Here is a 23,967-nt window from a genome sequence, read left to right on the forward strand (position 1 = left end):
CGTTCGTGCGCGGCTCACCGTGTGACGTCGCGGTGATCGGAGCGGGCATGGTCGGCTTGTCCACGGCCTGGTTCCTGCAGGAAGCCGGCGCACGGGTGACGGTCTACGAGCGTCATCACGCTGGCGCCGGCTCGTCGTGGGGCAACGCCGGCTGGCTGACCCCGGGGCTGACCGCCCCACTGCCGGAACCTGCGGTGCTGCGTTACGGTCTACGCGCGGTGCTCAGCGCCCGATCCCCGGTGTACCTGCCGCTGCGGGCCGACCGTGACCTGTGGCGTTTCCTGCTGTCGTTCGTGTTCTACAGCACCGCCCGGCGGTGGCGACGGGGCATGGCCGCCTACGTCCCCCTCAACGAGCGCTGCCTGGATGCCTTCGATGCCCTCGCGGCCGGCGGTGTGAGCGCCGTGACGACGCCGGCGGAACCCTTCCTGGCCTGCTTCGCCCGCGAGCGTGACAGCCGTGGGCTGCTGGACGAGCTGGAACAGATGGGCGACGCCGGTCAGGACGTCACCTTCCGCCCGGTGACCGGACAGGTGGTCCGATCGATGGAGCCCGTTCTGAGCGACCGGGTCGGTGCCGCCGTCCAGATTTTCGGGCAGCGGTACCTGAACCCTTCCGAGTTCATCCCGTCGCTGGCGGATGCGGTCCGGGCCCGCGGCGGCCGCATCCTCGACAACAGCGAGGTGACCGGTCTGCAGCCGGCAACCACGGACGTCCGCGTCACCGGCCCATTCGGGCAGCAGCGCCGCCATGACGCTGTGGTCATCGCCACCGGAGCGGCCTTCGGTGAGCTGGCGGCACGCTTCGGCGTACGTCGCCCGGTGCAGGCCGGGCGCGGCTACAGCTTCAGCGTGCCTGTCGAACGGATGCCCGCCGGCCCGCTGTACTTCCCGGCGCAGCGGGTCGCCTGTACTCCGTTGGGCAGCCGGTTGCGGGTAGCCGGGATGATGGAGTTCCGCCGGCCCGCCGACGAGTTGGACCCGCGACGCATCACCGCCGTCGTCGACGCGGTGCGGCCGTTGCTCAACGGGGTGAACCTTGATGACCGTCGCGACGAGTGGGTCGGTTCCCGGCCGTGCACTCCTGACGGCCTGCCGTTGATCGGCGCGACCGCCGCGCCGCGGGTGTTCGTCGCCGGTGGCCATGGCATGTGGGGCATCGTCCTGGGGCCGATCACCGGACAGTTGGTGGCCCAAGCGGTGCTCAAGGGTGAGGTGCCCGCGGAGCTGGCGCCGTTCGACCCGCTGCGCTAGCGGGTGCGTCAGCGCTGCCGAAGCCCCTGCCGAACGTCCGGAACGATCAATTCAAGGTGGTCCGATGCTGGTGGCGAGCTCTCGCTCGCACACCGTCACTGCGTTGGCGGCGTTCAAAGCTGTCCATCTCACGGCCCCGCGGCCGATCGCCGCAGTTTCCGACGGTTGCTCCTCGAGCAGGACGGCGACTGGGCAACGCAGCCCGCAGCCGTCGGGTCGAGACCCACGGCGAGCGAGGTAGTTCACGACACCCACCGATCGCCAGGGCGAAGCCGTTCGAGCTTCCGCCCTCTTGCTTCCCGAAGCACTTTCGGCCTCCCGACCAAAAAGCGGTACATGAGCGTCGACATCGAAGTATCCGATCAGGGCTGGCTCGCCGGCCTCCGTGCGTCGCTGAGCGAGGACTTCGCCGCCCAGACGACCGGCTCAAGGAACTGACGGAGATTTCGGCCGACACCGGCGACCCCGGCGAAGCACACAACCGGGCGGCACTGGTGACGGCCACCCGGCACAACCTCGAACAGGTCACCGGTGCGCTGCGACGCATCGCCGAGGGCAGCTACGGCCGCTGCGAAAAATGCGGCGGCCTCATCCCCGCCGAACGGCTCGAAGTGCTACCGCATACCCGGTTCTGCGTCCCCTTCCAGCAGAAACACAAGGGCTGACGGAATGCCGCGGCAGCGGCCGCGCCGGCCTCGTCGCCGGCGCGGCCGCTGATCATGGCAGCACTCAGCCCCGTCACCCGGCAGCCGGATGGCGGGGCTGCCGAGTGGTTGTGACATCCACGTCGATGACGTCCAGGATGCCCAGCAGTCCCGCCAACGCGATCGCCTCGCTACGCGAAAGGGTCAGGCTGCAGGTGGCATCGGGATCGTCGCTGACGCCGTGGATCAGCTCGCGTCGACCGCCGGCGTAGTGGGTGACAACGCCGACCCGATGACCGGTGACGGTGGTGAATGCGTGGCACTCTCCGATGCCCGGCAGCGGTGTGAATTCGACGTCCATGACAAACTCCGGAAGAAGATGACCGCAACCGCGGCCGGGAAGTGGATACGGATGCGGGACCGGCCCACGTCAGCTCGTGAGTAGCCGGCGCAGGCCGGTGAGCGTGGCCAGCGGCGGTTCGGCGGGCATCGTGATGGAGCGGCCGGTCAGCGCGGCCAACCTCGCGGCGGCTCCGGCGGCGGTCGCACCACCACCGGTGAGCAGCAGCCGCCGCTGACCACCCCGCGGACGGTCGAGACGGCGCACACAGTCGGCGATCGCCGGGATCCGGTCGACGGATCCGGCGTCATCGACACGCTCCGCCGCGACGATGCTGCGGTCACAGATGCGTGCCACTTCGGTACGTCCGGATCCGATGTCCACCACGACCACGTCACCGCCCGGGTCAGGACGGCAGGCCAGAGCAGCCGCGAGTGGCTCCTCCACTGCATTGACCCGTCCACCGACGGCACGGCGGACCGCGGCGACAAGCACGTTGCGCTGGCGCAGGGTCGCGGTCGCCGGCACACCGACCAGTACGGGATAGGCGGTGTCGGAAGGTAGGCGGAGATCGGCGGTCAGCAACCGGAGCAGGTGCACGCAGGCGAAGAAGTCGCGCACCACGCCGTTGCGCACCGGCCACGTGGCGGTCACACCGCGGGTCTGAGCGGTCAGCGCGGCTCGTCCGGCCACGTGCCGGTCGGTGCTGGGGCGGCAGAGCACCGTCGGTTCAGTGATCACCGTTCCAGCCTGCGGCGTCCACAGCCGGACGGTGGACGTTCCGAGGTCAAGGGCAAGGCACGACTGTACGCCCGGACGAGCGTAGGCGCCGGCGGTCAGCATGTCGTCCACCCGGGTACGTCGGGGACCAGGTGTCGAGGGCTAACGAAGGGAAGCGACGTCGCCGGCAGGTCAATGGGCATGCAGAAGCGAAAGTCATGAATGAAGGTTGGCATGGTGCTCCCAGCCAAGGGGCAGCGTCGTGTCCGACGCCGCGCAACGGGCGGCTTCAGGCGGTGAGCGTCCACGTCGGCGGGGCCCGGTCCGCCGACCACGCCGGTACACAGCCCGGGACCGCACAGCGGGTCAGCCGGAAGACGATGCACAACCCGATGTCCCGGGCGGTGGACACGACCAACACCAGCACAGCCCAGACGAGCAACGTCGGCACCGCAACTCGCCGGCCGACGCCCCCGAAGCCGCGCCCGTCATCCATGTCGGCCACCATAGCCGTCCAGAACAGGAAGGGCCACGACAGCACTCAAGCGGTCGACCGAGGTCTCGGTCATCCGGCCCGCACCGCAGCCAGTGACCGCGGGCCGGTTGCCGGGCATCGGCAACGAGCGCGACGAAGTTGCGCCGGATCCGACCGCTTTCACTGAGCTGTTCAGCGGCGACGACGGGATTCGGTAAACGCTTGTATCAATGAGCCATTTTCATCCTGCGTAGCGGTCGGCTTCGACGCGGTGCAGGACGAGGATGGCCTGCACGATCGCGGTCGCTCGGCGTGGGCAGCAGCGCAGCTTGACCAGGATTTTCCAGGTCTTGAGGGTGGCGATCGCGCGTTCGCCGCGGGCGCGGATCTTCGCGTGCGCTCGGTTGACGGCCTTCTGCCGGCGTGACAGCTTCGGCCGGAAGCGGCGCCGCTTGAACGGGGTGCGCACGCTGCCGGGGGCGCCTTGATAGCCCTTGTCCGCGAAGGTCATCACGTCGGTGCTGGCCAGGGCGTCGATGATGCCGTGGGTGCGGGCGGCGGTCAGGTCGTGCGTCGAGGCGGGCAGCGCGGCCGAGGCCCAGACGAGACGCCCGGCCGCGTCGGCGATGACCTGCACGTTCACGCCGTGACGCTTGTGTTTTCCGGAGTAGTACGGCTTCTGGTTGGCGACCCGGTCGATCGGGATCAGGGTGCCGTCGAGGATTGCGTAGGCGAGCAGACGGATCCTGGTCATGGCCGTGGCCAGGTCGTCGGCGGTCGCGGCGAGCAGGTCGATGGCCTCGCGGACATAACGCCAGGCGGTCGTGACGCCGATGTCGAATCCGGCGGCCAGGCGGGTGTAGGTGTCGCCGTTGCGCAGGTGGGCCAGGGCGAGCAGGGCTTGCCGGCCGGGGTCGAGGCGTCGCCACCGAGACCGTTGCTGCTGGCGGCGGGTTCGGATGAGGGCGGCGAGGTGGTTCAGGCTGCGGGTGGACAACGGAATCGCGGCAGGGTAAGACAGCACAGCGAGGCTCCCGGTTGGGGCATCTGATCTTGGTCGATTGCTGTCTTACCGGGAGCCTCGTCCTACCTGGACAGCGGCCTCCCACACCGCCCGTGACCTGCGCCGTCACGATGAAAATGGCTCAATGGAAGTGATCGGTGTAACCGTGCCCGCGAACGTCCTCTCGTCCGACCAGCGCGCTGCCGGTATGTGTCGCTCTGCCCCGCAGACCGCGGTCGCGATTGGCCTCGGCAGCAGCTCGATCGGCGTCTGGGCGGCGCACCGCGGCACCATCAGCGCGCCGTGCGGGGACGCGTCTACCTCCGCCGGTTCTCTGATCCGGCGCGGCTGTATCGTCGACGCCGACGGCTGCGTGATCCTGCTGTCCCACTTGATCCGCCTTTTCAGCGAACCGGTGCCTCCGGCGGTGTCGTCGCGGCCTGCCGCCCGGTCCTAGCCGGCGAACACGACCAGACCGTGATGCGCCGCGTCGTCGAGACGGTCCTCGCACCCTCCCGCCTGGTGTTCATCGACACCGTGCGCGCCGCCGCGATCGGCTCGGGAGCAGCCGGCAGCCTGCTGGTCACCGACGTCGGAGCCCAGCTGACCGAGGTCGCCCTGCTGCACCACAGGCGGGTCGCAGCACGGCCGTGATCTCCGGAACCGACCCCCGGCGGCGAAGCACGCCAACCGCCTGCCGCCGTACCGCCTCACACTCGCCCACCGCGCGGACAACCCACCTCATCGAAATGCCCCATCACCCGGGCCCGCGGTGATTAACGGTGACGACCACGCTGACAGGCCGAGTTGCAATGAACGAGTTGACCTTTCAAGATCCAGAACGGACCGTCCAGCGGTAACGGCGTTCCGGCCGTCCGGTGTTTCCGTACCTGAGTGTTACTGCGGCCCGGCCGACTACGGCGAAGTGTTCGAGGTAACGGCGGGCACTGACTCGGGAGATGCCGATCTGATGCGCACACTCGGCGGCGGAGAGGGTTCCCGCTTGCTTCCGGAGGATCTCCTCCACCAGTCCGGCAGTCTCTGGGCTGAGGCCGCGGGGGAGAGCGGACGAGCCGGTGATCGGGCTGCTCGACGTGAGCGCCCGGTCGATATCCCCCTGGTCGCAGACCATGCTCTTCGAGAGAGTGCTGCGCCGCGCGGCATACTGCTCGAGCCTGCCCCGCAGTTCCTCGAAGCTGAATGGTTTGAGAAGGTAGTTGACCGCGCCGTACCGCACCGCCCGGCGTACATTGTCGCTCTCCCGGGCAGCGCTGATAACGAGGACATCGCAGTCATGCCCGGCGGTGTGCAGCCTGGCGACCACGTCGAGGCCGAACATGTCCGGAAGGTGCAAGTCGAGCAGCACCAGGTCTGGGCGCAACTGCTCCACCGCGGCGATTGCCTCTTCCCCGGTGCTCGCGGTTGCCACGACCCGGAAGTCTTCGAGCCGTTCGACGAAACCGCGATGGATCCGGGCCACCCTGAAGTCATCATCAACGATCAGCACGTCGATCACGGCCCTGCCTCCAGCGGCGCTACCGACATTCGCGCGGTGAACATCGCGCCCTCCTCGGTGTTCGTCACTGCGACCTCACCACCGCGGCGGTGACAGACCATGCGGGTGAGCGCGAGGCCGATACCCCGTTCACCGCCCTCTGCCGCTTTCGTCGTGAAACCGTGGGCGAACACTTCCTGCGCCAGTCGGGGAGCGATCCCCGGCCCCGAGTCGCGGACGACGATTTCGATCGATGCGGAATCCTGACGCAACTCGACTTCTACCCACTGGTTTCCGGCGCCCGGCCTGCCGTTGATGTCCGGGCAGGCGCCCGAGTCCGCGGGGGAGACATTCCGGCCTCCTGCGACGGCTTCGACGGCGTTGTCCACGAGGTTGCCCAACACCGTACCCACATCGGCTGATACCGCCATGTCCAGCCGGCCCAACCTGGTCCGCTCAGAGATCCGCAGTTCCACGCGGCGCTCGGCGGCGACCGCCGATTTGGCCGTGAGCAGAGCTGCCACCGCAGTGTCGTGGATCCGGCTCGTCACCGCGAGGTCCAGGGAGGCGCGATGCCGGCTGAGCGCCTCGACATACCGGACCACCTCCTCGTGCTCACCGATCTGGATCAGCCCGGAGATGGTGTGCAGCTGATTCGCGAACTCGTGTGTCTGTGCGCGCAGCGACTCAGTGGTACTGCGAAAGGAACCGATCTCCTGCTCCAGGCGGGCCAGCTCGGTCCGGTCCCGCAGTGTGGTGACCGAGCCGAGCCGCCGGCCGTCCTTGTTCACCCTCATCCGGCTCATCACGAGCACCCGGCCGCCCCGCACCACGACCTGGTCCCGCGTCTCCCGCGCGCTGCCCGCCCCCGTGAGTACGTCGCGTAGCCGGCCCTCGATCCGTAGCTCCGACAGGCTGCGGCCGAGGCAATGTTCGGGCAGGTCGAGCAATCGGCGGCCGACAGAGTTGACCAGCGTGACCCGGTGTTGCGGATCGAGCGCGATGACCCCTTCGGCTAGGCCGTGCAGCAGCGCTTCCCGGTGCTCTGCCAGACCGGCGATCTCCCGCGGTTCGAGGCCGAGGGTCTGCCGCTTGATGCGCCGGGCCAGCAGCCATGATCCGAGCACTCCGAGGGCGCTGGCTATGCCGAGGTAGGTGAAGAGGTAGGACGAAGCGCCGACCAGCCGTTGCCACCAGGACGGAAGTGCCTCGCCGACCATCACCACGCCCAGATGCCGCCCGAGGTTCTCCTTCTTGCGGTCGCCCAGGACCGGCACCTGCGCCACCAGCTCGCGTGCCCCGCCCACCGCCAGCTCACCGAACCAGCTCCGACCGCCGGCGACCCTCGGATCACCGAGCACCATGAGGCTGCCCACCAGCGTCGGGTTGGTGGAGGTGACTATCCGTCCGCTGTCATCGGCGACGCTGACGGTGGTCACGTTCGCCTGAACCGGCAGGTTCTGCACCAGGGACGCGATCGTCTCCCCGGGCGCCGGCCGGTCGAGGCGGTCCCGTAGCAGCGGGTTCCCGGCGAGTTGTTCGCCGAGGGCAGCAACACGGCGGCCTTCGACCCGGTTGAAGGTGGCCGCCGACTGCGCCAGCGACACGGCCGCCACCGCTGCGAGCACCACGACAATGATCGCGAGTTGGAGAGCGAGCAACTGCCCGGCGAGCGTACGACGCCGAGGCATGACCGCGACCACAAAGACCTCAACTTCCGCTGGTGACACAAGGCAGACGGGGACCCTGCGTCGGGGTCATCATCTTGCCGCCGGTCTGAATCGAAACGGAAGAGAAACCTGATGGCAACCAGAAGAAAAGCGCTACTCATGGGCGTCTCCGCAACCATGGCGCTTGCCCTGGTGGGCTGCGGCGCCACGGCAGAAGAGGGCGAGGCGGGCGCCGGCGGCGACGGCAAGCCGATCACCGGTCTACGCATCATGGTGCCGAACAGCCCCGGTGGTGGATACGACACCACGGCCCGCACGGCGGCGAAGGTGATGGAGGATGCCAAGATCGCCGCTGGCGTGCAGGTGTTCAACCTGCCCGGAGCGGGCGGCACGGTCGGACTGCAGCGCATCGTGAACGAGAAGGGCAACGGCAAGCTCGCGATGCAGATGGGGCTGGGGGTGGTCGGCGCCTCGTACACCTCGAAGTCGTCGGCCACACTGACCGATACCACCCCGCTGGCCAAAATGATCGAGGAAGCAGGCGCGGTCGTCGTGCCGAAGAACTCGCCGTACCGGACGATCAACGACTTGGTCACGGCCTGGAAGGCCAACCCGGAGGGCCTCGCTGTCGGCGGCGGCTCGTCTCCCGGCGGCCCCGACCACCTGCTGCCGATGCAATTGGCCAAGACCATCGGCATCGACCCGCGACAGGTCAACTACATCTCGTACGACGGCGGAGGCGAGCTGCTGCCAGCCCTGCTCGGAGGCAAGGTGGCCTTCGGCGCAAGTGGGTTCGGGGAGTTCCTCGATCAGGTCGAGGCCGGGCAGCTCCGGGTTCTCGCGGTGACCAGCGAAGCGCCTGTCGACGCGCTTCCGGAGGTACCGACCCTGAAGTCCGCAGGTATCGACCTCGTCTTCACCAACTGGCGGGGCATCGTCGCACCACCCGGCATCAGCGACGCCGACAAGAAGCTGTGGATCGATGCGTTGACCAGGATGCACGACTCCGCCGAGTGGAAGACCGAGCTCACCAAGCGGGGCTGGACCGACGCGTTCGTCACAGGCGATCAGTTCGCCGCCTTCCTCACCCAGCAGGACAAGTCGGTGGCTGACCTGCTCAAGCAGCTCGGCCTGGCATGACCGGCCGGCCGAGCCGATCGGATCGGGACGGCGGTTCGCCGTCTCGGTTCCCGGCGTTGTCTGACATCCCGATCCAGCCCGCGCCCGAGCCGTCGGACGCGGTACGAGCGGCCGACGCTCCGCGTTCCGCAGCGGATGCGTCGAAGCCGGACCGCGCACAGTACGTCGTCTGCGTCTTCCTGGCGCTGGTCGGGATCATGGTTGTCGTCGACGCCACCCAGATCGGTCAGGCGGTGAGCAGCACCGACCCGCTCGGCCCACGGCCGGTGCCGATCCTGCTCGGAACGCTGCTCATGGTCGTCGCGGTGGTCTACGCCGTGGATGTGGCCCGTGGCGGCGTCGGTGAGCCGGAGGCCGGCGAGGACGTCGACCTGGCCACCCCTATCGACTGGCGCACCGTCCTGCTTCTCGTCGCGGCGTTCCTGACCAACGCAGTGTTGATCGAGCCACTCGGCTGGGTGATCAGTGGCACGTTGCTCTTCTGGGGTACGGCGTTCGCGCTCGGCAGCCGCGACCACGTCCGGAACCTGCTGATCGCCGTGGGGCTCTCGCTCATCACGTTCTACACATTCGCCATCGGGCTCGGCATCAACCTGCCCGCTGGCGTGCTGCGAGGAATCCTGTAGATGCAGAACCTCCATTCGCTTCTCTACGGGTTCGCCCACGTGGCGACGCCGATGAACCTGCTCATCGCGCTTCTCGGTGTCACCATCGGCACTGCGGTCGGTGTACTACCGGGCATCGGCCCCGCGATGACAGTGGCGCTGCTGCTGCCGGTGACGTACGGCATGGAGCCCACGCAGGCCTTCATCATGTTCGCCGGCATCTTCTACGGCGGAATGTACGGCGGATCGACCACGTCGATCCTGCTCAACACTCCCGGTGAGTCCTCGTCGGTGGTGACCGCGATCGAGGGCAACAAGATGGCCAAGGCCGGCCGGGCAGCGCAGGCGCTGGCCACCGCCGCGATCGGGTCGTTCGTCGCCGGAACCATCGCCACCCTGCTGCTTGTGGTCATCACCCCGCCGGTGGTCCGGTTCGCGGTCAGCCTCGGCGCGCCGGACTACTTCGCCCTGATGCTGCTGTCGTTCGTCGCCGTCACCTCGGTGCTGGGCGCCTCCCGGATACGCGGTTTCGCCTCGCTGCTGATCGGCCTGGTCATCGGAGTGGTGGGGATCGACAGGGTGACCGGTCAACAGCGGCTCACCTTCGGTGTGCCGCAGCTCGCAGACGGCATCGACGTGGTTGTGGTGGCTGTCGGGATCTTCGCCGTGGGCGAAGCACTCTGGATCGCCGCGCATCTCCGACGCCGTCCGGCCGAGGTGATCCCGGTCGGCCGGCCGTGGATGGGCCGCGACGACTGGCGCCGGTCCTGGAAGCCCTGGCTGCGCGGCACCGCTTACGGATTCCCGTTCGGGGCGCTACCCGCGGGCGGCGCTGAGATACCCACGTTCCTGTCGTATGCCACCGAGAAGAAGCTGTCCAAGCACCGGGACGAGTTCGGTCGGGGAGCGATCGAAGGCGTTGCCGGCCCCGAGGCGGCCAACAACGCGTCCGCCGCCGGCACGCTGGTACCGATGCTCGCCATCGGCCTGCCCACCAACGCCACCGCCGCGGTGATGCTGGCCGCCTTCGAGCAGTACGGCATCCAACCCGGCCCGCTGCTCTTCGAGCGGGAGTCGGGTCTGGTCTGGACGCTCATCGCCAGCCTCTTCGTCGGGAATCTGCTGCTGCTGGTGCTGAATCTCCCGCTCGCGCCCGCCTGGGCGCGGCTGCTTCGGATTCCTCGACCGTATCTCTACGCCGGCATCCTCTTCTTCGCGTCGATGGGCGCGTACGCCGTCAACGCACAGCCGTTCGACCTGTTCCTCCTGCTCGTACTCGGCCTGCTCGGCTTCGGCCTGCGCCGGTTCGGGCTGCCGATCCTGCCGCTGATAGTCGGGGTGATCCTGGCTCCGCGCGCCGAACTGCAGGGCCGCCGGGCGTTGCAGCTGTCCGGTGGAGAGTGGCACGGGCTGCTGGGCGGCTGGGTGTCGGGTCTGATCTACACCACAGTGCTGGTGGTGCTCTTCTGGCCGTTGGTCCGGCGGTTCGTCCTCCGCCGGCGTGCAAGGATGGTGACAGAGTGACCGTTCTGGTGGGATACGTTCCATCCCCGATGGGAATGGCGGCCCTGCAGGCCGCGATCGGACAAGCGCGATTCCGCGACGAGCCGGTGCTCGTGGTGAACACCTCGCGGGGAGATGCCTACGTCGATCCCTGCTTCGCCCAGCAGCCCGAACTGGACGCGGTGACCCGCGAGCTGACCGCGTCCGGGGTACCGTTCGCGATCAGGCAGCTCATGCAGGGTCGGGACGCCGCCGAGGAGATAGCCGATCTCGCCGAGGCGCAGGACGTGTCGTTGGTAGTCATCGGAATCCGGCATCGAAGCCCGATCGGCAAGCTGATCCTGGGCTCGACGCACAGGAGATCCTGCTCCGGGTCTCCTGCCCGGTCCTCGCGGTGAAGGCCGCGACACCACGACGGATATCTCGAGCAGCGGGGCCGTCCCGCTGGCCTCTCCCCAGTGAGCCGTAGCCGCCGGGTCACCACCCCGAGCCCAATGACGGTTCATGAATGCTCGCGAAGCTTCCGCCCGCCATTGCCACCGAGACTGCGACGCTTTCTTGACGACATGCCCTCGCGCGAGGACGGGGGAGTAGCGACTACCCGGCCTGAACCCGGATGGATAGGGTGCACGCATGGATCTGGAAATCCGGCATCTGAGAGTCGTTTGCGCGATCGCCGATACCGGAAGCATCTCGAAAGCAGCATCCAGACTGGGGATCTCGCAGCCCTCCGTCACGACCCTGCTTCAGCGTGTCGAACGGATGGTCGGTCATCAGATATTCCAGCGCGGGCGCGGTGGCGCTCGATCCACCACCTTCGGAGAGCAGTTCCTCCAACGAGCCCGCCTATTGGTCGCCGAAATGGACGCGTTGGGGGGAAGTATCGCCGGCCCGGCGGGCACGATCCGATTTGGATCGGTGCACATGGAGTGCGTCTCGTCTCTGTTTCATTGTCTGGAGACGAGCTTCCCGGATATCTCCTTCTCCATGTGCGTCGAGCCGTCCAGCCTGAGGCTCGCCCAGCGACTGGTGCACGGCGACCTCGATGTGGCAGTGCTGGCGATTGCGGAGTCCCATCAAATTCCACTCCCGCAGGAACTAGGTGAGCGGGTGCTCGCGTCGGCAATCCCGGTGTACGTCGCTGTCTCCAGCGCCCACCGGGCGGCGGGTCTTCGGGAGATCCCCCTGGAAGGGCTCAAAGAAGAGGCATGGATCAGGCCGCCCGGCGGAGAGGACGGTTCCCTGTCCGCCTTCTGGCAGGCGGCCCGCAAGGCAGGCTTCACCCCGCGAATCCAGTTCGACGTGCCCAGCGGCGGCGGGCGGCAGCTCGTCGGCTCCGGACGCGCCGTTCAGCTGGTGGAGCCGACCTCCCATGGCGGTCCGGGAGTCGCAGTCGTTCCCCTCGCCGGGGAACCGCTGCGCATGCACCTCACGCTCTGGTGGCATCGCCGTCGCATGAGTGCCGAACAGGCCGACCGCCTCTTCGAGGTTATCCTCGGCACCTACTCGACGTTCGCGATGGAGAGCCCCGTTTTCCAGCCGCGCTGGTCGAGGCACCCATCAGCTTGTCTGACGGCGCCTCGCGACGACGAACAGCACTCTCATCGACCAGCAAGCACGCCCCGGTGCGCGGAGGGATCGACGACCGCTATCCCGCCGAGGCGGCGGTCCGCTTGAGCCGATCGTGTGCGTCGTCGTACGCGGCAGCAGGATGGGGGACCAGCCGTCTCCCGATCGCGGCGAGAAGCGTGTAGTTCGCGTCGCGCACGTTGCCGAGGGCCGACCGCCCTGCCTGCGAGACGAGCTGATGAGCGTCCAGCATCTCCAGCCCCGCCAAGGATCCGACCCAGCTCACCAGATCCTGGTGAGCTATTCGATAGGCGTCATCGAGAGGACGGGCGCAGCCGATCGACATGAGATCGAGGTCGGTCTCCAACCGTGGCCAACTGGTTTGCCATCCCTTGATCACCTCAATGGCGACAGTGGTGACGGTAGCGATCGCCACACCGGCGGGACAGGCCTGGCCGTGCCCCTGGCGAGCGTAGCCGTCACCGAGCGCAAGCATCGCCCCGTGAACGTTGACACCCAGGTACAGGGTCGCGCCCGCACGCGCCTCGGGGATGTCGAGCTTCCCGCCGTAGAAGTCAGGCACCATGGTGGACCGAGCCTCGAGTCTCCCGGGAGACACGCCGATGGTGCCGATAGTCGGCTCCAGCGGCAGGTCCACCGCATGGTCCGTTCTCGTCGACTGGAACCGGACCGTTCCAGCCCGACGATCTATCTCGTAGAACCAGACCCGCGCCTCGACCGGTGCGCCAAGCGCGAGCGCTCGCACACCGGATCCGAGCGCGCCGATGTGTGGAGGCGTGGACGACACCCCCCAGTCTCGCGCGGGAACGATCGAGACGATGTGGATGGCGAGTGTGTCACCGGGCTCGGCCTCCTCGATCAGGAAGGGTCCGGAGACCGGATTCAGATGCGGCGTCTCCAACATCCAGGACGACAGGTCGGACACACTGCGAAGCCGGCCACCGAAGCAGTCCTCGGTGTACACCTCCAGCACGTCACCGGAGCGCAGATGCGCGACTGGTATCCGACCCCCGAACGTGTAAGCGAGTTGTCGCTCGGCGGGCCGATGACCGATCTTCCCCATGACATCACACTCGTCCCTCGTCATGCTGCTTCGTCTGGTAACGGCCCGCCGGACCACGTCCCTTGCCGCAACGCATCGCGGTCCTCCATGAAGTGCGCCGCGGCGCGGCCCAGAACGATCGGCGATCAACGCGCCGCATCGCTCCCGGATGTCTGCGTGATCTGCTCCCGCGCCGGAACCGGTCGCAACGAGACTCCCCGCCCCCGAGCGGTGTGCAGGTATTTCGTGCCTGTCGAGCGCTCGCCCAGCTTGCGCCGCAGACGGGACAGCAGGACGTCGAGGGACGCCGCCGACGGCAGGCCCTCCGCGCGGATCCTCGTCCGGAGCTGCGACCGTGGCACCACCCGGCCGGGGTGCTCCGCAAGATAGGCGAGAAGCTCGAACTCGGTACGTGTCAGCGCCACGGGTCGTCCGTCCACTGAGACGCTGCGACCTGCCACATCGATGCGAAGAGCGCCGACCTCGGACGGCGCCGGAGGCGGTGCCGGCGGAACCCGGCGCAGCAGAGCGCGGACGGAGGCGTCAACCACCGCGGGTGGACACGGCTTCGGCAGGAATCCGTCTGCGCCGGCGCGCAGCATGCGGACGACGTCATCATCGATACTCCTGATGCTGTGTGCCAGAACCGGGCGGCGGGACGCGACACAAAGCAGGCGCATCAGCAGCAGCCCGTCCACCGCCGGCACGACCGGGTCCACGATCACGACATCCGGCCTCCGGTGGGTGTGGCAGGTCAGGTCGGACAACGTCCGCCCGCTCTCATGGAGGGCGATCTCGGTGACCAGATGACCGAAGCGCGTCAACTGATCGCCGAGTAGCCGCCGATAGCGATGGTCCTCGTCGATGAGCAAGATGGTCGCCATGGTTGCCGTCCGGTGTCTGAATCGTGAACACCTGGACGATCGCACGACCGGACCGCCCGCTTTCATGTCATCTGTCCATCACGTCGCCTGATCGATCCGACGACCCTCGACGCATCGCTCACAGGTTCCGGTAAGGCCCAGGCGGGCCACCCTGACCGCCCGCTGTGGACTCGTTGTGGCCGCCGGAACCGCCTGGCTAGCGTCCACCCCCCAAGCATCCATCGAAGTGCGTCAGCGCCTTTGCTGGATCACACCCTCGCCCATGAGGAGAGAGCATGTCTGGACACCCATTGCGGCGAAGACTAGGTCAGCTGTTCGGCGCGCTCACCGCGCTGACGCTCGCCTGCGGCGTCATCGCGCCGCCGGCCGCCGCGAACTCGGCGAGGCCCGTGCCACCCGGGCAGCAGGCCAGGAAGGCCGATGCGGCACCGCCGGCAGCGGGCGATGCGACTGTTCGGGGCAAGGACCGGGTAGACCATGTGAGCGAGCAGGCGCTCCCCGTACACAAGCGCCCGCCGCAGCCGGCCGCGAAGGACGCCGCCCGTGTCGACTACGACCGCCCGGCAACCCCGAAGCGACGCGCTCGGCCGTCGGACGCCGGGTCTCGCGCCGCCGCTGCCGCCTGCAGCACCGCAGACTTCACCAGCCGAACGGGGTCGGCGCTGGTCAGCCAGATCAAGGGATCCACGGTCGACTGCATCAACAGCCTCTTCAGCCTCTCCGGCAGCGATGCCTACAACGCCTTCCGCGAGGCGCAGATGGCAAGCGTCGCGTACGCGGTGCGCGACGGCTCGCCCGGCTACCCGGGTAACCCCTCCACCGGCATGCCCCAGCTCGTTCTCTACCTGCGGGCCGGCTACTACGTGCAGTGGTACGACACGAGCGTCGGAACCTACGGGCCGGCACTGCAGACCGCGATCCGCTCAGCGCTCGACGCCTTCTTCGCGAACCCACGCGCCTGGGACGTGACCGACGCCAACGGTGAGACCCTGGCGGAGGCGGTGACGCTCATCGACAGCGCACAGGAGAACGCCCGATACCTGTTCGTGGTGAACCGGCTCCTGACCGGCTTCAACTCGTCGTACACCTCGTCCTGGTACATGCTCAACGCGGTCAACAACGTCTACACGGTGCTGTTCCGAGGCCACCAGGTGCCCGCGTTCGTCTCCGCCGTGCAGGCCGACCGCACCGTGCTCGACAACCTGTACAACTTCGCCAACACCCACGCCGGTCTCCTCGGCACCGACAACGGCTACCTCACGTCGAACGCGGGCCGGGAACTCGGACGATTCCTGCAGCACGCCCCACTCAGTCCCATCGTGCGGCCGATGGCGTCGGCGCTTCTCTCGCGAAGCAACATGACCGGCCCGACGGCACCGCTCTGGGTCGGCGTCGCAGAGATGACCCAGGCATACGACGTCGCCAACTGCTCCTACTACACCACCTGCAACCTCTCCGCCCAGCTGACCAGCTCTGTCCTGACGATCAACTACACATGCAGTCCGTCGATCAAGATCGTCGCGCAGGACATGACCTCGGCTGAACTGAGCCAGTCCTGCACCAGCCTGAAGGGTCAGGACGCCTACTTCCACAGCCTGGTCGCAGACAGCGGGCCGGTGGCAGGCGATGTCAACACCGACATCGAGGTGGTCGTCTTCAACTCGAGCACCGACTACCAGACCTACGCGGGCGCCATCTACGGCATCGACACGAACAACGGCGGTATGTACCTGGAGGGCAACCCGTCAGACCCCAACAACCAGGCAAGGTTCATCGCCTACGAAGCCGAGTGGGTCCGGCCGGCCTTCCAGATCTGGAACCTCAACCACGAGTACACCCACTACCTCGATGGCCGGTTCAACATGTACGGCGACTTCAGCGCCAACATCACCACACCGACCATCTGGTGGATCGAAGGCTTCGCCGAGTACGTCTCCTACTCCTACCGGAACGTCACCTACACCAGCGCCCAGAACCAGGCGGGCAACCACACCTATGCGCTGCGTACGTTGTTCGACACCACCTACAACAACGACCAGACGCGCATCTACAACTGGGGCTACCTGGCCGTGCGGTACATGATGCAGTCCCATCGGCCGGACATGACGACAGTGCTCGGATACTACCGATCGGGGGCATTCAACGCCGCCCGCACGTACCTCACCAGCACCATTGGCTCGCGCTACGACGCGGACTTCGACGCCTGGCTGACGCGCTGCGCGGCAGGGGATTGCGGCGGGAGCACCACGCCGCCCCCGACCAACCAGCCCCCGTCCGCCTCGTTCACCGTGACGACCAGTGGGCTCACCGCCACCTTCACCGACCGGTCCACGGACGCCGACGGCAGCATCGCCTCCCGGCAGTGGACCTTCGGGGACGGGAGCACCTCGTCGGCCGTCAACCCCAGCAAGACCTACGCTACGGCCGGCACCTACACCGTCTCACTGACGGTCACCGACAACCAGGGAGCGACCGCGAGATCGTCCCAGACGATCTCGGTCACGACGGGCGGCGGCACCACCGTGCCGGAATGCAGCGGCACCGACACACGGACCCTCGACCGCAACTGCCAGCGCAGTGGACGCTCCGCGACCGCGGGCAACTACGACTACCTGTACATCTACCTGCCCGCCGGCGTCAGCACCCTGACCATTGCCGTAGCCGGCGGCACGGGCAACTGCGATCTCTACTACAGTCCGTCGAGCTGGGCCACCACCAGCAACGCCACCCGCTCCTCCGCCGGGGCCGGCAACACCGAGTCGCTGGCCGTCCCCAGCCCGGCCGCCGGGTACCACTACATCAGCCTCTACGGGAAGACCGCCTGCTCTGGCGCCACGGTGAGCACGCGCTACTGAACCACATGTGATGGGTATGAGCGCGCCGCCCGGCGAGAGTCGCCGGGCGGCGCGCCCGCCTGGCCTGTGGCCGCCGCACTGCCTGCGGTCGCGTGCATAATCTCGGTCATGGGCATCGATGTGCGCCACCTGCGGGCGATCAGTGCCATCGCCGAGGCCGGAAGCGTGACCGGCGCCGCCGCCCGCCTGGGCCTGTCGCAGCCCGCGCTGACGGCCCAGGTGCATCGGATCGAGAAGACGGTCGGTGGGCCGCTGTTCGTCCGAAGCCGTACCGGTATGCAACCGACCGAACTCGGCAAGCAGGTGCTCCAGCGCGCCCGCGTCGTGCTGGCCGAGGTCGACGCGCTCGTCGAGGACTTCGGCGACCGGCACCCCATTCCGGGCCTGCTCCGACTCGGCACCGTCCACATCGCCTGCGCGGGCAGTCTCGTACGCCATGTCGCGGAAGCGTTCCCGGATCCGGAGATCGCGCTGCAGATCGAGCCGTCCTCGCGCCTGTTGGTGGAGGCACTCACCCGAGGCCAGTTGGATGCCGCGTTGCTGGGCATCCTTGAGGGCTTCGAGCTGCCGATCGGTCCCACGCTCACCAGCCGGCCGCTGATCCCCCGTTACCCGATCTTTGTCGCCATGTCCGCCTCCCACCCGCAGTCCCACCACGAGCAGGTGCGGCTGGCCGACCTGAGAAACGAATCGTGGGTGTGCCCGCCGGGGCCGGACGACGGCTCACTCGCCTCGCTGCGACGGGCCTGCCGCGCCGCAGGTTTCGAGCCGAAGATCCGGTACGAAGCGCCGAGTGGCGCCGCGCACCCACTGGTGGCCGCCGGAGACGGTGTCCGGCTGGTCGACCCGACCTGGGCCCCGGCCGCCGGGACTCGGGTGCTGCCGCTGCGCGGGGAGCCGCAGTTGCTGGCCAGGCTGGTGGTCGTCTGGCGGCGCGATGCGCTGACCCATGCAGAGAGCAGCGCCCTGTTCCAGGCCATCACCCGGGCCTACCTGGATCACGTGAACGACAACGCTGCCTTCGCCCGATGGTGGCGGGCCAATCCCCACGCCCATCCGGCAGCGTCGTAGCGATCCGACGCGATATATAGGCGTCAGCTATGGGCAGGATGATGTTGACGCGGTATGTGCGGTCACCTAACCTGCGAATGACTCACAACTACATAGACACCATTCGAACCTGCACGGGAGAGACTCCGTTCATTCGGAGCGCCGAAGGAGCAAACTCCCAAGAAACTCTCAGGCCCCATTACCGTGCAGGCGAGGTAACTCTGGAAAGCAGACGACCGTCGTCTCACCCACGGTGCAAGCCGCTGACGCAGCGGTGAAGCTCTCAGGTCAATGACAGAGCGGGAGGCAACCGACCGATCGACGCCGCGTGCGTCGGGACGAGGAGCGCCCCCGTGCACCAGGACCCTGCGGCTCTGCTCCGCTCACCTCTGCATGCATCGCACATAGAACACGGAGCTCGATTCACCGACTTCAGCGGCTGGCGGATGCCGCTCCGCTACGGAAGCGAGCTCGCTGAGCACCGCGCCGTACGCGAACAGGCCGGCCTCTTCGATCTCAGCCACATGGGTCAGCTCGAGGTGACGGGGCCGGAGGCCCCGACAGCGCTGGACTACGCTCTGGTCGGACATCTGTCTGCCGTACCGATCGGCGGCGCGCGCTACACCATGCTCTGCGACGCCGCCGGCGGGGTGCTGGACGACCTCGTTGCCTATCGCCTCGCATCGCACCGGTACCTGCTGGTCGTCAACGCCATCAACACACGCGTCGTCTATGAGGCCATCAGGACCCGTTGTGCGGACTACGCGGCCTGGGCCGCCGACCGCACGAACGAGCGGGCGATCATCGCGGTGCAGGGGCCGAGCGCCGCCCCCATCGTGGAAGCCCTGACCGGTACGGGACTCACCCGACTTCGCTACTACACCGCAGCGCTACTGGATATCGACGGTCGTCCAGCCGTCGTCGCTCGTACCGGCTACACCGGCGAAGACGGCTTCGAACTGCTCGTACACGCCGAAGACGCGGTCCGCACGTGGGAAGCAGCGCTTGTGGCCGGTCGGCGTCACGGCTTGACGCCCACGGGGCTGGCGTGCCGCGACACCCTCCGCATCGAGGCTGGAATGCCGTTGTACGGCGCAGAGATCGGCCGTGACGTCACCCCGTTCTATGCCGGGCTGGGGCGGGTGGTGTCCTTCGTCAAACCAGGCGACTTCGTCGGACGAGCCGCACTGGCCGAGGCCCACAAGAGCGGTGTCACCCGTCGGCTTGTCGGCCTCGTCGCGTCCGGGCAGAGAATTCCCCGAGCGGGCCAGCAGGTGGTGACGCTGACCGACGACGGCCACGGCGCTGATCCGGTCGGCCTCATCACCAGCGGCGCCCCTTCACCCACATTCAAGCGGCCGATCGCGATGGCCAGCATCCGTGCCGGCACTGGCGACAGCATCCGGCTGGCCGTGCAGGTCCGGGGGACCACCGAGCCGGTCGAGATCGTCCCTCTTCCGTTCTACCGTCGTCCGCGGTGATCCGCGGCCATTCCTTGCGAGGGTTCAGCGTCATGAACGTACCGGAACACCTGAAGTACAGCCCCAACCACGAGTGGGTCAACGACTCGGTTCAGCCGGCCGAAGTGGGCATCACCGCTTTCGCCGCCGAAGCGCTCGGTGATGTCATCTACGTGGAACTGCCCGAGCCGGGGAGCCAGCTCACTGCCGGTGACGTGTGTGGAGAGGTCGAATCCACGAAGTCGGTCGCGGAGCTGTACCTCCCGGTCAGTGGAGAGGTCGTCGCCGTCAACGAGGCGGTCATCGCCGATCCGGGCCTGATCGGCGCCGATCCGTACGGCAAAGGCTGGCTCCTGCGGGTCCGGTTGGCGCAGGTGCCTTCCCTGATGTCGCCGGACGAGTACCGCGCCTTCTCCGACGAGTCGCGGTAGGCCCCGATGGCAGCCATCGACGATGATCTGGCCGACCTCGACCCCGCCGTCGCCGAGGCGATCGGCCGGGAGCTACGCCGGCAGCACGAGACCTTGGGCATGATCGCCTCCGAGAATCTCGCGCCCCGAGCCATCCTCCAGGCGCAGGGATCGGCCCTCACCAACAAGTACGCGGAGGGCTACCCGGGGCGGCGCTACTACAGCGGATGCGAGCATGTCGACGACATCGAGCTCCTGGCGATCGACCGGGCCAAGCGGCTGTTCGGCGCCACCTACGCGAACGTGCAGCCGCATTCCGGATCGCAGGCGAACGCCGCCGTGATGGCTGCTCTGATCCAGCCGGGTGACACCATCCTCGGGCTCGACCTCGCTCACGGCGGTCATCTGACCCATGGCATGCGCATCAACTATTCGGGGCGGCTGTACCGGGCCGTGAGCTATCGGGTAGGCGCCGAGAACCACCTGATCGACATGGATGAGGTCCAAGAACTGGCGCGCGAGCATCGGCCGAAGCTGCTCATCGCCGGTTGGTCGGCCTACCCTCGAACGCTCGACTTCGCCCGATTCCGGCGGATCGCCGATCAGGTGGGTGCATACCTGCTCGTAGACATGGCCCATTTCGCCGGGCTGGTCGCGGCCAGCCTGCATCCCAACCCGGTGCCTCACGCCCATGTCGTCACCCTGACCACGCACAAGACCCTCGGCGGCCCTCGGGGCGGCGCCATCCTCAGCGCGTACACCGATCTCGCGCGGAGGCTGGACTCGGCGGTCTTCCCAGGCCAGCAAGGTGGTCCGCTGGCGCATGTCGTGGCCGCGAAGGCGGTGGCCTTTCGGATCGCCGGAGAACCACAGTTCCAGGATCAGCAGCGGCGAGCCCTGACCGGAGCGAAGATCGTTGCTGATCGTCTCTGCGCCGCCGAGGTCGCGAAGGCCGGCATCCGGGTGGTCAGCGGAGGCACCGACGTGCACCTGGTGCTGGTCGACCTGAGCCACGCGGATCTCGATGGCGCGCAGGCGGAGCGGCTGCTGCAAGGCGTCGGGATCACCGTCAACCGTAACGCCGTGCCGTTCGACCCCCGCCCGCCGATGGTCACCTCCGGGCTACGGATCGGCACCTCCGGTCTCGCCACCCGAGGGTTCTCCGAAGCGGACTTCATGGAGGTGGCCGACATCATCGCCGCTGCTCTGACCGCCAGGGAGGCTGACACGTCGCTACGCACGCGGGTGGCTCGCCTCGTCGATCGGCACCCCCTCCATCCCGGCCACACCTCCTGACCGTACGGGGAACCCGAGCTTCCGCGGGTGGTAGATCGCTTCGTCACGCTCTGCTGCCTGAGGGCGACGGCAGCCCCGAGAAAGGACCCCAATTGCCGAACAAGCTGTTGCTGTTGGCGGCCGGCAGTCACCGACTCCGGAGAATCGTCGCCGGATCCCCCCTGACCCGGGGTGTGGTGCAACGGTTCGTTGCCGGCGAGGTGAACGATGAGGCGATCGCAGTGGCGCGGCGCATCGTCGAATCCGGGATGCGGGTGACGATCGACCATCTCGGCGAAGGAACGACGACAGTCGAGCAGGCTGCCGCCGTACGCGACGCGTATCTCAGCCTGCTCTCCGAGATGCGGATGCCCGGTACGTCCGAGGTGTCGGTGAAACTGTCGGCGCTCGGTAGCGCGCTGCCCCACGACGGTCGCCGACACGCGTATCGGCTGACGCGCGACATCTGTGCCGCTGCGGCTGCCGCCGGCGCCACGGTGACCCTCGACATGGAGGATCACACCACGGTTGAGCTGACGCTGTCCGTGCTGGACGAACTGCGTACCGAATTTCCCTGGGTGGGCGTGGCGCTGCAGGCGTGCCTGCACCGTACCCCGGCGGACTGCCAGCGCCTCGCGTACGCAGGGAGCCGGGTGCGCCTGGTCAAGGGAGCCTACGCGGAGCCGGCGTCAGTGGCATATACGCGACGGCGTCAGATCGACGAGGCATTCGACAGGTGCCTGCGGATCCTGATGCAGGGCCAGGGCTATCCCATGGTGGCGACCCACGATCCCCGCCTGATCGACAGCGCCATCGGGCTCGCCCGCGCCGGTGGCCGGAGCACCACCGATTTCGAGGTCCAGATGCTGTACGGCATCCGCGCCAACGAGCAGAGGCGGCTTGCGGGGGAGGGGTACCGCGTGCGGGTGTATCTGCCGTATGGACAGGACTGGTACGCATATTTCACCCGCAGGCTTGCCGAGAAGCCCGCGAACCTGCTCCTCCTGGCTCGATCCTTCAAGCCTGGCGCCGCCGACTGAGCGCGACGCGGAGCTTCCGGCATCGTTCGCCGCGGACCAGGCAGCCATGGGCGGTCACGCGGAACCGAAGACCGTCGTCCATGGCGATGACAGGAGCATGCGCGCGATGATCAGTGTTTTCGATCTTTTCAGTGTCGGTATCGGGCCGTCCAGCTCGCACACGGTCGGGCCGATGCGGGCGGCTCGTACGTTCGTGGCGGGTTTGAAGGCCGACGGGCAGCTGGCCGACGTGGCGCGCGTACGGGCGGAGTTGTTCGGCTCGCTCGGTGCGACCGGGCATGGGCATGGCAGTGACCGGGCGGTGCTGTTGGGGCTGGAGGGTGAGGTTCCGGAGACCGTCGATACCGACTCGGTGGGGCCGCGGGTGGAGCGGATCCGTAGTCAGCGGCGGCTGGACCTGTTCGGCAGTCAGGGGGTCGACTTCGACCCGGACGCGGATCTGGTGCTGCACCGTCGGCGGTCGTTGCCGTACCACCCGAACGGGATGACGTTCGCGGCGTACGACGTGGCCGGGAACGAGGTGCGGACGCGCACGTACTACTCGGTGGGTGGCGGGTTCGTGGTGGACGAGGCGGCGGCCGGGGCGGACCGGATCAAGGCGGACAGCACCCGTGTGAAGCACCCCTTCCTCACCGGCGCGGAACTGCTCAAGGTCACCTCCGGGACCGGTCTGTCGATCAGTGAGGTGATGCTCGCCAACGAGGTGTCCTGGCGTAGCGAGGCGGACGTGCGGGCGGGGTTGCTGGAGATCTGGCGGGTGATGCGCGAGTGCGTGGAGAGCGGCTGCACGCGTGACGGCGTACTGCCGGGTGGGTTGAAGGTCCGGCGGCGCGCGGCGGAGATGCGGCGCGGCCTGGAGGCGGAGACCGGCGCCCAGGATCCGCTGCGTGCGATGGACTGGGTGACGTTGTTCGCGCTGGCGGTCAACGAGGAGAACGCGGCGGGTGGGCGGGTGGTCACCGCGCCGACGAACGGGGCTGCCGGGATCATCCCGGCCGTGCTGCACTACTACACCCGGTTCGTGCCGGGGGCGTCCGAGGAGGGGGTGGTGCGGTTCCTGCTGGCGGCGGGCGCGATCGGTGTGCTGTTCAAGGAGAACGCGTCGATCTCCGGTGCGGAGGTGGGCTGTCAGGGTGAGGTGGGTTCGGCGTGCTCGATGGCGGCGGCCGGGCTGGCCGAGGCGCTCGGCGGTACGCCGGAGCAGGTGGAGAACGCCGCCGAGATCGGCATGGAGCACAACCTGGGGCTGACCTGCGATCCGGTGGGTGGCCTGGTGCAGATTCCGTGCATCGAGCGCAACGCGGTGGCGAGCATCAAGGCGATCACCGCGGCCCGGCTGGCGTTGCGGGGCGACGGGGTGCACCACGTGTCGTTGGACAAGGTCATCAAGACCATGCGGGAGACCGGCGCGGACATGAAGGTCAAGTACAAGGAGACCGCGCGGGGCGGCCTCGCCGTCAACGTCATCGAATGCTGAGGGCACCTCCGCGCCGGCCGTGATTCGTCGTGCGCG

General features: G+C 68.0%; 24 protein-coding genes and 1 riboswitch. Of the genes, 16 read left to right on the forward strand and 8 right to left on the reverse strand.

The window, feature by feature from the left end; translation table 11 throughout:
- Nucleotides 1-32 precede the first annotated feature (32 nt).
- Together J3R08_RS09090 and J3R08_RS31920 are read left to right on the forward strand one after the other, a co-directional pair.
- Complete coding sequence (locus J3R08_RS09090) at nt 33-1,253, forward strand: FAD-binding oxidoreductase (protein WP_218128569.1); 1,221 nt, start codon at nt 33-35, stop codon at nt 1,251-1,253.
- A gap of 494 nt (nt 1,254-1,747) precedes the next feature.
- Nucleotides 1,748-1,918 carry a TraR/DksA C4-type zinc finger protein gene (locus tag J3R08_RS31920; RefSeq protein WP_223201180.1) on the forward strand — a complete coding sequence of 57 codons (171 nt, stop codon included), beginning with the start codon at nt 1,748-1,750 and terminating at the stop codon, nt 1,916-1,918.
- A 73-nt stretch (nt 1,919-1,991) separates the two neighbouring features.
- On the opposite strand, the gene J3R08_RS09100 is transcribed toward J3R08_RS31920, so the two are convergent.
- The 4 genes from J3R08_RS09100 to J3R08_RS09115 form a co-directional block, all read right to left on the reverse strand.
- On the reverse strand, nt 1,992-2,258 hold the full coding sequence (locus J3R08_RS09100) for a hypothetical protein (RefSeq protein ID WP_030274987.1): 267 nt from the start codon (nt 2,256-2,258) through the stop codon (nt 1,992-1,994).
- Between the two features lie 69 nt (nt 2,259-2,327).
- Complete coding sequence (locus tag J3R08_RS09105; protein WP_148062122.1) at nt 2,328-3,080, reverse strand: rod shape-determining protein; 753 nt, start codon at nt 3,078-3,080, stop codon at nt 2,328-2,330.
- 166 nt (nt 3,081-3,246) lie between these two features.
- Nucleotides 3,247-3,453 carry a hypothetical protein gene (locus J3R08_RS09110; RefSeq protein ID WP_223201179.1) on the reverse strand — a complete coding sequence of 69 codons (207 nt, stop codon included), beginning with the start codon at nt 3,451-3,453 and terminating at the stop codon, nt 3,247-3,249.
- 220 nt (nt 3,454-3,673) lie between these two features.
- Nucleotides 3,674-4,456 carry an IS5/IS1182 family transposase gene (locus tag J3R08_RS09115; protein WP_013283918.1) on the reverse strand — a complete coding sequence of 261 codons (783 nt, stop codon included), beginning with the start codon at nt 4,454-4,456 and terminating at the stop codon, nt 3,674-3,676.
- 124 nt (nt 4,457-4,580) lie between these two features.
- Between J3R08_RS09115 and J3R08_RS09120 the strand changes: the two genes are divergently transcribed.
- Together J3R08_RS09120 and J3R08_RS09125 are read left to right on the forward strand one after the other, a co-directional pair.
- Entirely contained in the window at nt 4,581-4,892 is a 312-nt protein-coding gene (locus J3R08_RS09120) for a hypothetical protein (RefSeq protein WP_051611147.1), read from the forward strand.
- Between the two features lie 23 nt (nt 4,893-4,915).
- A complete protein-coding gene (locus J3R08_RS09125; RefSeq protein ID WP_157539094.1) occupies nt 4,916-5,089 on the forward strand; it encodes a hypothetical protein in 174 nt (57 codons plus the stop codon).
- Nucleotides 5,090-5,264: 175 nt separating this feature from the next.
- Here the strand turns inward: J3R08_RS09125 and J3R08_RS09130 are convergent, their stop codons facing one another.
- Entirely contained in the window at nt 5,265-5,951 is a 687-nt protein-coding gene (locus tag J3R08_RS09130) for a response regulator (RefSeq protein WP_043325443.1), read from the reverse strand.
- Entirely contained in the window at nt 5,948-7,591 is a 1,644-nt protein-coding gene (locus J3R08_RS09135) for an ATP-binding protein (RefSeq protein WP_225319627.1), read from the reverse strand. Before J3R08_RS09135 ends, J3R08_RS09130 begins: the two co-directional genes overlap by 4 nt.
- Nucleotides 7,592-7,732: 141 nt before the next feature.
- Between J3R08_RS09135 and J3R08_RS09140 the strand changes: the two genes are divergently transcribed.
- From J3R08_RS09140 to J3R08_RS09160, 5 genes are all read left to right on the forward strand, one after another.
- Entirely contained in the window at nt 7,733-8,740 is a 1,008-nt protein-coding gene (locus J3R08_RS09140) for a tripartite tricarboxylate transporter substrate binding protein (RefSeq protein ID WP_043325442.1), read from the forward strand.
- A complete protein-coding gene (locus J3R08_RS09145; protein WP_043325441.1) occupies nt 8,737-9,366 on the forward strand; it encodes a tripartite tricarboxylate transporter TctB family protein in 630 nt (209 codons plus the stop codon). Before J3R08_RS09140 ends, J3R08_RS09145 begins: the two co-directional genes overlap by 4 nt.
- Complete coding sequence (locus J3R08_RS09150) at nt 9,367-10,869, forward strand: tripartite tricarboxylate transporter permease (RefSeq protein ID WP_209960709.1); 1,503 nt, start codon at nt 9,367-9,369, stop codon at nt 10,867-10,869.
- A complete protein-coding gene (locus J3R08_RS09155; RefSeq protein ID WP_280841875.1) occupies nt 10,866-11,246 on the forward strand; it encodes a universal stress protein in 381 nt (126 codons plus the stop codon). Before J3R08_RS09150 ends, J3R08_RS09155 begins: the two co-directional genes overlap by 4 nt.
- Nucleotides 11,247-11,481: 235 nt before the next feature.
- Nucleotides 11,482-12,525 carry a LysR family transcriptional regulator gene (locus J3R08_RS09160; RefSeq protein ID WP_209960711.1) on the forward strand — a complete coding sequence of 348 codons (1,044 nt, stop codon included), beginning with the start codon at nt 11,482-11,484 and terminating at the stop codon, nt 12,523-12,525.
- Here the strand turns inward: J3R08_RS09160 and J3R08_RS09165 are convergent.
- Together J3R08_RS09165 and J3R08_RS09170 are read right to left on the reverse strand one after the other, a co-directional pair.
- Nucleotides 12,497-13,525 (reverse strand): acetamidase/formamidase family protein, encoded by a 1,029-nt coding sequence (locus J3R08_RS09165; RefSeq protein WP_223201178.1) that lies wholly within the window; start codon nt 13,523-13,525, stop codon nt 12,497-12,499. The two genes, J3R08_RS09160 and J3R08_RS09165, sit on opposite strands and share 29 nt — an antisense overlap.
- Before the next feature lie 101 nt (nt 13,526-13,626).
- Nucleotides 13,627-14,364 carry a response regulator transcription factor gene (locus tag J3R08_RS09170; RefSeq protein ID WP_051611145.1) on the reverse strand — a complete coding sequence of 246 codons (738 nt, stop codon included), beginning with the start codon at nt 14,362-14,364 and terminating at the stop codon, nt 13,627-13,629.
- A 275-nt stretch (nt 14,365-14,639) separates the two neighbouring features.
- On the opposite strand from J3R08_RS09170, the gene J3R08_RS09175 reads away from it, so the two are divergent.
- The 7 genes from J3R08_RS09175 to J3R08_RS09205 all read left to right on the forward strand — a co-directional run bounded on the left by J3R08_RS09175 (nt 14,640) and on the right by J3R08_RS09205 (nt 23,931).
- On the forward strand, nt 14,640-17,219 hold the full coding sequence (locus J3R08_RS09175) for a collagenase (protein WP_043325434.1): 2,580 nt from the start codon (nt 14,640-14,642) through the stop codon (nt 17,217-17,219).
- Between the two features lie 108 nt (nt 17,220-17,327).
- Entirely contained in the window at nt 17,328-18,290 is a 963-nt protein-coding gene (locus tag J3R08_RS09180; protein ID WP_043325432.1) for a LysR family transcriptional regulator, read from the forward strand.
- A gap of 104 nt (nt 18,291-18,394) precedes the next feature.
- Nucleotides 18,395-18,484: riboswitch (glycine riboswitch) on the forward strand.
- 138 nt (nt 18,485-18,622) lie between these two features.
- Entirely contained in the window at nt 18,623-19,750 is a 1,128-nt protein-coding gene (gene gcvT / locus J3R08_RS09185) for a glycine cleavage system aminomethyltransferase GcvT (protein WP_209960713.1), read from the forward strand.
- Between the two features lie 32 nt (nt 19,751-19,782).
- Nucleotides 19,783-20,160, forward strand: coding sequence for a glycine cleavage system protein GcvH (gcvH, locus tag J3R08_RS09190; RefSeq protein WP_064447286.1), 378 nt, complete (start codon nt 19,783-19,785; stop codon nt 20,158-20,160).
- A gap of 6 nt (nt 20,161-20,166) precedes the next feature.
- Complete coding sequence (gene glyA, locus J3R08_RS09195) at nt 20,167-21,435, forward strand: serine hydroxymethyltransferase (protein WP_073827195.1); 1,269 nt, start codon at nt 20,167-20,169, stop codon at nt 21,433-21,435.
- Nucleotides 21,436-21,527: 92 nt separating this feature from the next.
- Nucleotides 21,528-22,454, forward strand: a complete 927-nt coding sequence (locus tag J3R08_RS09200; RefSeq protein WP_073827196.1) for a proline dehydrogenase family protein — start codon at nt 21,528-21,530, stop codon at nt 22,452-22,454.
- Between the two features lie 106 nt (nt 22,455-22,560).
- On the forward strand, nt 22,561-23,931 hold the full coding sequence (locus tag J3R08_RS09205) for an L-serine ammonia-lyase (protein ID WP_209960715.1): 1,371 nt from the start codon (nt 22,561-22,563) through the stop codon (nt 23,929-23,931).
- The last annotated feature ends 36 nt before the right edge of the window (nt 23,932-23,967 follow it).

The sequence above is a fragment of the Micromonospora sp. HB375 genome (assembly GCF_017872985.1).
In the GTDB taxonomy this organism is placed as follows: domain Bacteria; phylum Actinomycetota; class Actinomycetes; order Mycobacteriales; family Micromonosporaceae; genus Micromonospora; species Micromonospora chalcea.